11 protein-coding genes are annotated in these 12,966 nt (G+C 48.2%); 8 read left to right on the top strand and 3 right to left on the bottom strand.

The genetic code is table 11. From position 1 onward, the window contains the following. Nucleotides 1–40: 40 nt before the first annotated feature. The 5 genes from ASG33_RS09675 (at nucleotide 41) to ASG33_RS25750 (ending at nucleotide 4,579) form a co-directional block, all read left to right on the top strand. Nucleotides 41–562, top strand: coding sequence for a hypothetical protein (locus tag ASG33_RS09675; RefSeq protein WP_157474680.1), 522 nt, complete (start codon nucleotides 41–43; stop codon nucleotides 560–562). A gap of 37 nt (nucleotides 563–599) precedes the next feature. Further along, entirely contained in the window at nucleotides 600–1,784 is a 1,185-nt protein-coding gene (locus ASG33_RS09670) for an amine oxidase (protein WP_310589186.1), read from the top strand. 60 nt (nucleotides 1,785–1,844) lie between these two features. Further along, entirely contained in the window at nucleotides 1,845–3,335 is a 1,491-nt protein-coding gene (locus tag ASG33_RS09665; protein WP_056283680.1) for an alpha-amylase, read from the top strand. 18 nt (nucleotides 3,336–3,353) lie between these two features. After that, nucleotides 3,354–4,286, top strand: coding sequence for a D-2-hydroxyacid dehydrogenase (locus tag ASG33_RS09660; protein ID WP_056283677.1), 933 nt, complete (start codon nucleotides 3,354–3,356; stop codon nucleotides 4,284–4,286). A 128-nt stretch (nucleotides 4,287–4,414) separates the two neighbouring features. After that, a complete protein-coding gene (locus ASG33_RS25750; protein WP_157474678.1) occupies nucleotides 4,415–4,579 on the top strand; it encodes a hypothetical protein in 165 nt (54 codons plus the stop codon). A gap of 52 nt (nucleotides 4,580–4,631) precedes the next feature. Here ASG33_RS25750 and ASG33_RS09655 read toward each other — a convergent pair whose 3' ends face one another. Next, the gene (locus ASG33_RS09655) at nucleotides 4,632–6,581 is read right to left on the bottom strand and encodes an asparagine synthetase B (RefSeq protein WP_056283674.1); all 1,950 of its coding nucleotides are present in this window, start codon (nucleotides 6,579–6,581) and stop codon (nucleotides 4,632–4,634) included. Nucleotides 6,582–6,917: 336 nt separating this feature from the next. On the opposite strand from ASG33_RS09655, the gene ASG33_RS09650 reads away from it, so the two are divergent. From ASG33_RS09650 to ASG33_RS09640, 3 genes are all read left to right on the top strand, one after another. Next, complete coding sequence (locus ASG33_RS09650; protein ID WP_056283671.1) at nucleotides 6,918–9,335, top strand: ABC transporter permease; 2,418 nt, start codon at nucleotides 6,918–6,920, stop codon at nucleotides 9,333–9,335. A gap of 138 nt (nucleotides 9,336–9,473) precedes the next feature. Further along, the gene (locus ASG33_RS09645) at nucleotides 9,474–10,058 is read left to right on the top strand and encodes a DUF4142 domain-containing protein (RefSeq protein ID WP_056283668.1); all 585 of its coding nucleotides are present in this window, start codon (nucleotides 9,474–9,476) and stop codon (nucleotides 10,056–10,058) included. A gap of 187 nt (nucleotides 10,059–10,245) precedes the next feature. Continuing rightward, complete coding sequence (locus tag ASG33_RS09640; protein WP_056283666.1) at nucleotides 10,246–11,886, top strand: carboxylesterase/lipase family protein; 1,641 nt, start codon at nucleotides 10,246–10,248, stop codon at nucleotides 11,884–11,886. A 105-nt stretch (nucleotides 11,887–11,991) separates the two neighbouring features. Here the strand turns inward: ASG33_RS09640 and ASG33_RS09635 are convergent, their stop codons facing one another. Further along, a complete protein-coding gene (locus ASG33_RS09635) occupies nucleotides 11,992–12,441 on the bottom strand; it encodes a hypothetical protein (protein WP_056283662.1) in 450 nt (149 codons plus the stop codon). After that, on the bottom strand, nucleotides 12,438–12,932 hold the full coding sequence (locus ASG33_RS09630) for a Panacea domain-containing protein (protein ID WP_162242735.1): 495 nt from the start codon (nucleotides 12,930–12,932) through the stop codon (nucleotides 12,438–12,440). Before ASG33_RS09630 ends, ASG33_RS09635 begins: the two co-directional genes overlap by 4 nt. Nucleotides 12,933–12,966 lie beyond the last annotated feature (34 nt).

Raw genomic sequence — 12,966 nt, 5'->3', positions numbered from 1 at the left:
CTACAATACAATGACCATCAACAAACTTAATCATACAGCTATGTTCGACGAACTATTTAAGATCATACAGCAAAGCGGCCAGCAGGCTGTTGTCGATAACGACCAGGTTCCTAATGAACATAATGAAGATGTTTTGCGTGAGGCGCACACGGCTGTTGTAAACGGACTTGGTAATGTGCAGGCTTCCGGCAAGGTAGACGGTCTCGTGAACTCTGTGCAGAGTGGCTCTGCTCAAAGTAACCCGGCAGTACAGCAAATCTCAAACAACTTCATGGGCAGTATCATGCAAAAGTTCGGCATTAATGCGAGCACTGCTTCTTCCATTGCGGCGGCTGTTATACCTATGGTTATCAGTAAAGTAATCGCAGGTAGGGGAGCACAGGGCGGTGCAGGCGGGTTTGATCTCGGCGGATTGCTGGGTGGCCTGACCGGCGGCGCTTCAACAGGCGGTAATCAGAACAGCGGCCTCGGCGGACAGATCAGCAGCATTGGCAGCAAGTTCGGCCTCGATAAGGATAAGGACGGAGACGTCGACCTGAATGATCTTAAAAAAATGTTCTGAGGATTTCCTCTAAATTATACTTCAAACAGACCGCCTGGTGCAAGATAATTCATATGCTGATCCGGAGAACCCGTTCCAGACTTTCTGGATGGGAGGGTTTGAATGCAGTGATCAGTTGAATTCTTCGGGAAACCGGGTTGATCTGCTTGACATCACGGGCCACCTGGATCTGATGCGCGAGGATTATATCCGTATCAGTTCACTCGGCATTCAAACCGTGCGCGAAGGAATCCGGTGGAGCGTGGTAGAATATCTGCCCTATCAATACAATTTCGATGCAGTTGCGGAGATGATGCGCGCAGCTGATGAATTGGACATTCAACAGATCTGGGATATTTGCCATTTTGGCTATCCTGCCGATCTGAGCCCCATGCACCCGCACTTTACACCGCGCTTCGTTGCGCTTTGTGAGGCTTTCGTTGTCTTTTACACCAACAGATATCCAGGCAAACTCCTGTTCGTTACGCCGATTAATGAGGTAAGCTTCATTTCCTGGCTCGGCGGCGAGGTCGCCGGTACTTCGCCCTATTCGCTGAGAAACGGCTGGGAAGTGAAATATGCATTAATGCGGGCATACATTGCGGCAGCAAGAGCGATGAAGGAGCTGAGTCCGCTCGTCCGCATTGTCACTACCGAGCCGCTCGCCAATGTGGTTGCCGGCATTAATCCAACTCAAACCGAAATTGCCAGGGCAGCCATCGAAAATGAATACCAGTTTCAATCCGTGGATATGCTTTGCGGCAGGATGTGCCCTGAACTGGGTGGCAGCGAGGACCTGGTTGACATATTAGGATTTAATTACTACTATAATAATCAATGGGTTGCGGGCGATTATACCTATCTCGGCTGGAACGATGACGTACCAGATCCCAGGTGGAGCCGCCTGGCCGACTTGCTTGAACCCGTTTACCACCGCTACAACAAGCCGATATTGCTCTCAGAAACCAGTCACCCGAAGGAAGACCGGCCTATCTGGATTGACATGATAGCAAATGAATGTGCCGAGCTCATCAGCCGCGGTGTTCCTCTTTTAGGTGTTTGTTTGTACCCCATCATCGACCGGCCCGACTGGGATAACCTGGATATCTGGCACCATGCGGGTATCTGGGATACGGATTTTATAAGCAAACACAGCAGGATTCTGCACGAGCCCTCCAAAGTGGCACTGCTTGCCGCCCAGCAGATCGTCGCCGCAAGCAGGGAAATCCGGCAGGCACAATAATTGGATTGTACTGGCCGAAGGGATATCTCCCTGTTACTTTTTTCAAAATCAAACTAATAGATGGACAATTACACAATGCTGCAATTCTTTGAATGGTACTATCCCGCGGACGGAAGTTTGTGGAACCACTTTGCAGCAGAAGCAGGACGACTCAAATCAATGGGTTTCGACGCCGTGTGGCTTCCTCCTGCACACAAAGGAATGGAAGGCGGCAAATCATCAGGCTACGACTCTTACGATTTATATGATCTGGGCGAATTTGATCAGAAAGGATCAGTCAGGACTAAATACGGCACGAAAGAGGAGCTGATCGCTGCTGTTAAACAGGCCCAGGAAGCTGGCCTGAACGTATACTCGGATATCGTTCTCAACCACATGGGCGGGGCAGACGAGAAAGAAACCGTGACTGTGAGGGAGGTTACACCTGAAAACCGCAACGAGTTTGTCAGCGAACCGAAACAAATTGAAGCTTATACCAAGTTTACATTCCCGGGCAGGGGAGGAAAGTACTCAGAGTTCGTCTGGGATTACCAGTGTTTCTCAGGCGTCGACTATAATGCAGGTACCGAAGAAACCGCCATTTACAGCATTCAGAATGAATACGGGGACGGGTGGCAGGATGTACTGGACCTTGAAAACGGAAATTTCGACTACCTGATGCTCTCAGACATCGATTTCAGAAACCCGCACGTGCGCGAGGAATTGAAGCGGTGGGGAGAATGGTATTACGAAACGGTAGGCATGGACGGATTTCGTCTCGACGCGATCAAGCACATGGACCCGCAATTTTTTGTAGAGTGGCTGGATCATTTGCGGGGAAAATACAACCGCGAGTTTTACACGGTAGGAGAGTACTGGGCTCCCTACGACCTGCCTTCCATGCACCACTACATTGAATCGACGGGCGGCAGGATTTCACTTTTTGACGCGCCTTTGCAGGGTAACTTCTTCCGCGCTTCCAAAGAAAGGGAGAACTTCGATCTGCGCTCAATCTTCGAAAATACCCTCGTTCAAACCCACCCTGAACTTGCCGTAACGCTGGTTGAAAACCACGATACGCAGCCTTTACAATCGTTGGAGCAAACGGTAGAGCATTGGTTCAGGCCACTTGCCTATGCATTGATCCTGCTCAGGGAGGCGGGTTACCCTTGTGTTTTTTACACCGATTTGTATGGATCTACATACAGCGATGAAGGGAACGACGGCCAGCTGCATGATATCACCCTGGAAAAACTCGAAGGACTGGAAACGCTGCTGTATGTGCGTAAAAACATTTCATACGGACAGCAATCAGACTACTTCGAAGCACAAGACAGCATTGGCTGGGTGCGTGGTGGCGATGACGAACACGAAAACTCAGGCTGTGCAGTAGTGCTTTCCATTGGTGGTGACACTGCGCGTAACATGGAGATCGGCGGAAGGCATGCTGGTAAAACCTTTGTAGATTATATGGGTCATTTTGATCACGAGATCATCATTCCGGAAAACGGCTGGGCAGAATTTCCGGTTAAAGGCGGTTCGCTGTCAGTCTGGGCAGTGAAAATGCAGTAATCAAATCAGATCAGATACATGAAAATTCTATTATATGCATCGCTTCAAAAGCAATATCAGGATGCACTTGTCGAGCAGCTTTCAGATAGCGCGGAAGTTATTGTAAATGACGATCTCTCGGAGGATCAGCTCAGGGAGGCTATTGCGGATGCAGATATCCTGATCGGTAACCCGCCTGCGGAACTGCTGGAAAACGCGACTGGGAAGCTTCAATTCTGGCAGCTCGAAAATGTGGGTTTTGAGCAGTACAAAGACGTGGATTTCAAAGGTAAGGTAGCCAATGTAGGGGATATGTCAGCCGCTGCATGTGCCGAGACCATCGTTGCCGGGATCCTGGGCTTTTACCGTGGTGTACATATCATGGTCAAACATCAGCTTAAAAAGCATTGGGCAAGTGAAAAAGTGGAAAACAAGCTGGGGTTGCTCGGCGGGAAAGAGGTGATTATTCTCGGATCAGGCGCTATTGGCCAGCATGTGAAAAAGATACTGGAAGCCTTTGATTGCAAGATCAGGATGACCGCGAAAAGCGATCCCGATGCGCATATCCATTCGTTTGACGAACTGCTGGCCGCTCTCCCGGAAACGGATCTGATCGTGAACACTTTACCCGGTAACCTGGATAACTATGTGTCCGAAGCATTTTTCAATGCGCTGAAAGAAGGCGCGCTTTACGCCAATGTTGGCCGCGGAAACACTACGGATGAGCCGGAAATGATCAAAGCACTTGAAAGCGGGAAGCTGCTGGGTGCTGTGCTGGACGTGACAGAAGTGGAGCCTTTGCCAGAGGACTCGAAATTGTGGGAAATGGAAAATGTGATACTTACCCAGCATACAGGCGCAGCTCACAAGGATCGCGACAGGGATAAGGTGAACAAATTTGTGGAGAATGTAAAGCAGTTTCTGGACGGAGAAGAAGTGAAAGATGAGGTCAGTTTGTCTGACGGTTATTGAATGGAACTGGCTGAGGCTGGCGAAATGTAACCGTTTGTTTAAAGTTCTGAGCGAAAAGAGAATTGTGCATTAATGTCAAACTAATTTTATATAAATTTGAAGAGTTCGTACTCTCAATTCTTCTATTAATGAAATTAGTTACCTCTACAGAATCAGGTTCATCAATCAAAAAATCTTATCAGACGCCGCAGTTGAAGAAATTAGGCACCGTTGTACAAATCACCAAAGCTTTGGGTAAGCTGGGTTCCAGTTACGATGATTTGTCAGGCACCAACGACTATGCTGCCGATTAAGATTTCACTAGTGCTCTTTGGATAAGTTTTCCGGAAAATTCGTCAAACCGCGTCAGATATTGTTCTGATGCGGTTTTTCAATTGCATCCAGCCAGATAGCTAGATAAATGATGCGGGATAGCTGCCAGATATAGCGGGGTTTGTGTTTGCCGTGAATGCCCTCGTTGAATACCACTGACACAATTTTACTAAAAACCTCCCTGTCGACTATTTCCCAGATCTTGTGTGAAGGAGATGCTAGCTGCGGCCAGGCTGCATGGTATAACTGCTGCGCCGCATGTAGCCCGTATTCGATGAAGTTTGCTTTGGAATTCCTCGTCCCGACAGACGCGGGGATAATACCCCGCAAACCGTGGCGGATCAAGCCGCGCCCGCGCCCATTGTAGAAGCTTACATCAAGAGGCGTCGCGAGGCAAAGTTCAATTACATTTTTATCATAAAATGGAAACGCATACTGGTGCCCGTAATACGCACCAATGTGATTGGCCTGTTCATTGCAGATCACATTGGTGTGATTCAGTACGCCTTCCAGAGCTATCCCCTGATTTTCCATCACCGACTTTACGAGCGCATACGTGGTTCGCTGCTTTCGTGGTTGGGTCTGTTGCTTGAATTCCCGCGTCATTGCATCGGTCAGCACAGCGGGAGCAGCTGATTTATGGGCGATTTTATTAAAAATGTATTTGACGATCGCTTTGTCCGAAATATTCAATCCCTGCTTATATCCCCTCATTTTGGACAAAAAGGAAAATAAGGGCTCTTTGCGGTAGCTGCTCCTGATTTCGGGCGTAAGCAGTGAGAGCATGTATTTATCATAACCTGCTTTGCGACTTTTTCCCCGGGTAAATGGATGTTTGGTGTTGTGATCGTAGGATTGCTCGCATGCTGTTTTAAATGCATTCAAGTCGCCGGCCTGCATCAGCTCGTCCAGGTAATCAAAACCGTTTATTGCCACATTATCTCCGCCGTGACCGGTCAGGATCAAATCACACCCCATTCTTTCCAGTTCATTTGAAATGCTTAAATGGAAGCTGGAAGGCATAATGAACTGTTCGGGGCGGTCAAAAATGGTGTTGATCTTCACAATGGATCCCAGTACATCGTCCAGGGGAGTTACCCGATGATGGTTGGTGTGCCACTGACTCACCACGTCCTGAACAAAGCGCTCTTCTTCCGCCAGCGGCTTACCGGTGTCGATCTTGAAAGTGTTTAGGGCCGGCTTGCCTTGCTGTATCAATGCCGATTGTGCCACGCAAGCCACTGAGGAAGAATCCAGTCCCCCGCTCAAATGCGATCCCACGTGTTGTCTGTTACTGATCCTGCTGGTCACGGCGCCGGTAAAGATTTCGCGGAATGAAGATGCGTATTCCTCAATCCCGCCCAGCTGGTGAAATCTTTTGAAATCAGGCTGCCAGAACGGTATTTCTTCCGTTTGCTTCGAGCTGACTTTCAGGTAATGCCCGGGCAAAACGCTGTAAATCTGCTCGTAGAAAGTCTCTGCACTGTAAGTGAGATTGGTCACATGCCACGTAAGGTATTCCCGAACCTTATGCATGTTGGGGATTACCCGAACTTCATGCAGGGCATTCAAAGCCTTGATCTCCGATGCGAATGCAAAGAAACGGTCGGGCTGGTGTACATAATACAGCGGCTTTACGCCGAGTATATCGCGGGCACAGTAAAGGGTTTGTGCGGCTGTGTCCCATAATGCAAGCGCGAAGTCCGCATTAGGCTCGTCGAAGCCTGCGGGACCTTTGAGTGCGTAGTTGCTGGAAAAGGGAGATTCTGGGAAAACACTGGAAAAAACATCGGCATCGGCAACGGATAAAATCTGGCGATCCGGCGTGTTTTCGACAGAGCCGCCGAATGTCATCAATAACCCGTTCTCAATATTTGTGGCTGTCAAACCGCCACGGTGCGCAAGTAGCCCTGTTATTTTATTTACTTCGGCTGTCCTGATTTCCTTACCGTCAAATTGTATTATCCCGGCGATTCCGCCCATGTTGCTGCAAGTTTAATTCGGTCAGCACCTGCGCGGACAAATTACTGCTCCATTTCACTCCCGGGCGGATGGTCGCTTTTACCTGCGTCGCGCGGCAGTGACTACAAAAGGCAAAGGTGTCAAATTCATTTTTTCTAATGACGGCGAAGTCAAAAAATAACCCGTGACATAAATAGCAAGGCTGTCCTGACCAAGGTTTTCCGGCAAATTGCAACTGCCCAGGCAGCACCATTGCGAACTCAAATCATTGACCCGCCGCAATCAGATCTCGTTGGAACAACAGGTCAGTAGGTGATTATGCACCAGTGCTTTATGGACTAACAAACTATACCAGCCATGATCAGAAACTACTTCGTTATCGGGTACCGGAACTTCCGCAAAGGACATCTTTATTCTTTCATTAATCTTTTCGGGCTGGCGGTAGGTCTGTCCAGCGTGATGCTGATTATCGCCTACATCGGTTACGAGCTGTCTTTTGACAGGCATTTTTCCAAAAACAACCGGATATACCAGCTCGTCATGGAATCGCGGGCGACCGACCCGATCATCAGGAATGCTAACACGCCCGAAGCACTTGGAAAAACGTTGAAAGCCGAGTTTTTCGAGGTGGAAACAGCCACTGCTTTGCTTCCTTACAAGACAACTTATCTGGTCAACAACAAGCCCGTTGAACTGAACTTCGCACTCGTTAATCCCACTTTTTTTGAGGTCTTCGATCTGCCCTTTGTCAAAGGCAATAAAGCCACGGCGTTGAAGGACGAGTCGGGTATGGTACTTACCAGGACAACCGCTGCCAAACTCTTTCCGGGAACAAATGCAGTTGGCAAAACAATCAGCCGGAAATCATATGATGGCAGCATATCGTATTATACTGTTACAGCTGTGGTAGGAGATATCCCTGCAAACTCGCATTTTACAGCCGACGTATTTGGGTCACAGCCCTTTACCGGGAAAACGCTCGATTTTACCCAATACAGCTCATTACCACAGTATGTACTTCTGAAATCCAATGCGGATGCGGACAAGCTGGAAGCCAAAATGCAGCCTGTTCTGGCGAAATACAAATTGACCAAAACCGAGCATATTCAACTACTGCCTTTGACCGACATTCATTTACGTGCCGGAAAACTCAATGCGCCCGATATGAGGCTGAGTGACATTCGGTACATCTATATATTCGGTTGCGCCGCATTGCTGATCCTGCTCATCGGCTGCATGAACTATGTGAACCTGACAACCGTGCAGGCTTTGCAGCGCGTTAAGGAAGTGGGTATCCGCAAGACACTGGGAAGCGGCCGGGCCCAGCTCGCGTTTCAGTTTATCGGTGAATCGTTCCTGTTTTTTATTGTTGCAAATGCGCTGGCTATTGTCCTCTCGATTATTGCTTTGCCTGCTTTCAATCAAATGCTACAGGTTAACCTGCCGGTGAGTGATTTATTTGGTTTTCAAAACCTTTCACTCTTTCACATGATCGCATTGGGGTCCGGTTTGCTGGCGGGCGCTTACCCCGCTATGTTCCTGAGCCGCCTCCAACCTGCGGGCATTCTGAAAGATAAGAATGGCGGTCTTCGTATTAATTTCAGTCTGCGCAAAGTGCTGATCGTGTTCCAGTTCAGCATTTCAATTGCACTTGTTGTTGCTACAATGATCGTGTGGCAGCAGCTGAACTTATTCCATAACCGTCCTTTGGGTTTCAACAAAGATCATCTGATCCTGCTGCCGGCCATTCACCTCGACAATAAACCCGACGCATTCAAAGCAAAGCTGCTTGACAACCCCAACATTATTTCGGCCAGCTTTACCGACCTGGATCTGGGAAACCGCATAGGCAATGCATCCAGCATGTCGGACCCGGAAGACAGCACGCGCCGACTCGACTTCGGGTTTGTTTACGGCGATTCGGATTTCCTGAAAACAATGGGCATAAAAATGGAGAGTGGCAGAGATTATTCGGTCAGGTTCCCGGGCGATAACCTGAATTATGATTCCCTTTACTCTGCTTCAAATGGTAAAGACGCGGACAAATACCTGTATCAGAGACCGATTATTATCACCCAAAGTCTTGCGAAAGCACTGAAGTTGAAAAATACGAGCAACGAAGTGATCAGGCTGGGCGCGTTGCAAGGCACGGTGATCGGAGTTGTCAGGGATTTTCAGGTGACTACATTGAAAGAGGCAAGCCCGCTGCTTGTCTTCAAACCGATGCAAAACTGGATCAGTACCACAACTTATGTTCGTGTCAACAATCAGAATATCCCGGAAAGCATTGCTTATTTGGAAAAGGTGTGGAAACAGTTTTTTCCTGATTACACATTTGCGTATTCATTTGCTGATGATAATCTTCAAAAGTTGTACGAATCTGAAAACCGCCTGGCTTCCATTTTCAGCTCTTTCGCATTGCTCGCGATAGGAATTTCGACATTGGGCTTATTCAGTCTGGCCGCATTGATGGTCAAGCAACGCACCAAAGAGATCGGTATCAGAAAAGTTTTGGGCGCGTCGGTTTCAGGGATCGCCTTGCTGCTTTCCAGGGAATTCATTGTATTGATCATGGTGGCCGCGTTAATTGCTTCGCCGTTTGCCTGGTACGGAATGGAGCAGTGGTTGCAGGACTTTGCAAACCGGGTCAGTATCCATTGGTCTATTTTCATGCTGGCAGCTGTTCTCGCATTGCTCACCGGCGTACTGACTGTCGCATTTCAAACCATCAGAGCGGCCAGGTCCAATCCGGTGGAAGCATTGAAGACGGAATAATTTTGATCTGCATTCAGCTTTATGAGGGAGTTATACCAGTTACGTTTGCTTTGCAGGTACGCTTTTTGATGGATATGTGCAGGCTGTGCCAATTTGGTTGGCACGGTAAGTTTGATCACCACATAAAAAACCATTAAAATGAAAATCGCATCAGCAATCATGTCACTCGCAACCGTAGCAATGCTATGGGGCTGCGGGTCCAAATCAACCGAAACAACAGACACAACTGACTTCGCCGACAGCACAAACGAAGCAGTAGCAGACAGCGCTACAACTGATTCAGCATCAGCTGTGGCAGAGGACGATGCCGAGTTCGCGGTAGAAGCTGCAAACGGCGGAATGGCGGAAGTAGCATTAAGCAAAATCGCTGAGGAAAAAGCAACCGACCCAAAGGTGAAAGAATTTGCAAAACAAATGGTAACAGACCATACAAAAGCAAATGATGAGCTGAAAACGTTGGCTATGAGCAAAAACATCACGCTACCTGCTGCACCGAACGAAGAGAAGCAAAAAGCAGCTTCTGACCTTGGCGCTAAAAGCGGAAGTGATTTTGACAAAGCTTATATTGCTCAGATGAAAAAAGACCACGATAAAACTGTGAAGCTTTTTGAAGATGCACAGAAAGAAGTGAAAGATGCAGAGCTGAAAGCTTTTATCGACAAAACTTTGCCGGTAATTAAAGCACATGCTGAGCACGTAAAGAGTATGGATAAGACGAAATAATCTGTGCTGATATGAAAAGCTGGCAGTCACGGTAGTGGCTGCCAGCTTTTTTGTGGGCAGCCCATTCAATTTTACATTCCGCTTCGCGATATCTTGAAAATTATTCTTATTATTATCTAATAGTAAGACAATATCCTTGCGTTCCTGTCTTGCTGACCGGATTTTGCTTTAACTCTACTTTTTTCAAATGAAAACAATTTTTATTACCATGCTGCTGGCTGCGCAAATGATGCACGTTGCTGTGGGCCAGTCTAAAAGTGCAACAGCTGCTCCGCAGGCAAAAACCGCGAACGGGACGGTAGAAGGCGTGATGGAAACGTCGGGCGTGCGGGCATTTAAAGGAATTCCATTTGCGGCACCACCTGTGGGTGAGTTCCGCTGGCGCGAGCCGCAACCGGTAAAAAACTGGCAGGGTGTTCGCAAAAGGGTTAAGTTCGGGCCGCGCGCCATGCAGAATGCGGTGTTCGGAGATATGGGCTTTCGCTCGGACGGGATGAGCGAAGACTGTTTGTACCTGAATGTATGGACACCGGCGAAATCTGCCAATGAGAAACTTCCCGTTCTGGTGTACTTCTACGGCGGCGGCTTCGTCGCGGGTGACGGTTCCGAAGGGCGTTATGACGGTGAAAGTATGGCGAAAAAGGGCATTGTGAGTCTGACCGTAAACTATCGGCTCGGCATATTCGGCTTCTACGCTTCGCAAGATCTGACCAAAGAATCCCCGAACAAAGCTTCGGGTAACTACGGATACCTGGACCAGGCTGCCGCATTAGCCTGGGTAAAGAAGAATATCGCTGCTTTCGGAGGCGATCCTAATAAGGTGACAATTGCAGGAGAATCTGCCGGTTCGCTTTCGGTAAGTGCGTTAATGGCGTCGCCGCTTTCCAAAAATCTGTTCTCAGCTGCGATCGGCGAGAGCGGATCTGTGTTGGGTACATTGCCGCCGGTACCACTTGCGCAGGCTGAGCAGGCGGGTGCCAAATTCAACGAACAGGTAGGCAAACAATCGCTGGCAGAAATGCGCGCGATCCCGGCAGAAGAATTGCTGAAAGCAACAGCCGGACCAAATGTACCTCGCTTTTCATCTGCGGTAGACGGCTATTTCTTCCCTGAGCCGCCATTGAAAACGTTCCAGGAAGGAAAGCAGTCGCAGATACCGTTGCTGGCGGGTTGGAACTCAGAGGAAATGAACTATCGTATGATTTTGGGCAAAGAAGCGCCGACGCTGGAAAACTATAAGAAAGCCGTTCAAAAACTTTACGGAGAGCAGGCCGATCAGGTTCTGAAAGAATATGCGGCCTCTTCGGATGCAGAAGTGGAACAAGTGGCGACTGACCTCGCGGGTGATCGTTTTATTGGTTATGGTACCTGGAAATGGATTGATCTGCAAAGTAAAACCGGCGGCGGAAAGCCTGTTTACCGGTATTTGTACGGTCGCGCCCGGCCTGCGATGAGCGCCGAAGCGGGGAATGTAACTGCAAACCTGGCTGGCGGTGTTTCCAAGAGCACAGAACCTGCTGCAAAAGCTGCCCTGCCCAAAGGCGCGGTGCATTCAGCGGAAATCGAGTATGCAATGGGTAATTTGTCGTACAACAAAGTATACGCCTGGACGCCGGAAGACCACAAAGTATCTGCAACCATGCAGGAATACTTCGCCAATTTCATTAAAACTGCAAATCCAAACGGAAAAGGGCTGCCGGAGTGGCTGCCTGTAAAAGCTGGCGAAAACGCGAAGTACATGTACCTGGATGTAGACAGCCGTCTGGAAACAGAAAAGCACAGAGGCCGCTACGTGCTGCTGGAACAAATGGCCGCGAAGAATCAGTAGGCTATACTTAGCAGATATGCTGCATTTGCTCCATTTGTGAGCGAATGCAGCATATCTGCTGAAACGACCAGCGGGTTAGTAAGCATGACGGCCACAACTGATTGATCAGAACCCGAACTTCTTCTTTTTATATGGTTTAATGGTCTTGGAGACCATGATTAACCTGTGGACTTTTGCCAGATCCTCTTCATTCATTTTTCCGAGATAATTACTGGAATCTGATTGCAAGACTGTTCTGATATGGCTCATGCTTTCTTCATGCAAATCTGTGCAATCTATGTACGAGTTGTGGTGCAAGTATTCGCGGCCCGCGCTATCAACGGGTATATGAAGGCTTCTCAATTCGTCTGAGAAATTCACATGTTCATTGACCCTGGTATTGATCAACACCATTGCCAGGCTTACGTAATCTTCGCCAATAGCAACAATAACAAATCTTTTTTCCTTGGGAGGAATAGTCCAGTTCACGAACAGCCTGATCACACATCCAACCTCAATATTTCGTTCAACGAACTCTTCTCGAAAGCTTTCAGGAAAGTGATCCCCTAAGCTCATTTAAACATTCTTTTGGTTTCAAGATTTTCCTGCAGATAATGAAGCGTATCCTCACTGGCACCGCCAACTCTGCCTATCTCGAAAATGTCCATTTTATGATTAAGCTTGACAGCATTGTAAGCATCGTCATGCGACTTGTCAGTTCGTTCCGAGAATGTGAGACTGCCGAATGATTCGATTGAATTGTTAATGCAAGAGACCTCTGACTCTGATAAATAGTCGAGATTTGGCTCGGAAACAGCTTTAAAAGAGTGTTCGCCAGCCAGGCAGAAGTAGTTGTTCAAATCTCCATTCGAAACGCTTTTCAGGATATCGTACGCATTGGAGGGTACGGGGCCGTACTTCATAGCAACATAGTCGTCATTGAGCAACTTCTGTCCAAAACGCCTGATATGCTCCTGCTCAGCAAAGTACAAGATTTTGAAAATCTTGTGGTAGTCGGCAGTCCCAAGTTTTGAAATCACGTAAAGGAGAATATTGATTAACTCCATACGATTCTCGTCAATTTTCATAAAGTGCTAGCGG

It is taken from the genome of Dyadobacter sp. Leaf189, from assembly GCF_001424405.1.
Lineage (GTDB): Bacteria > Bacteroidota > Bacteroidia > Cytophagales > Spirosomataceae > Dyadobacter.
Note: the sequence above shows the minus strand (reverse complement) of the source record. Positions and strands in the feature narration are given on the sequence as shown.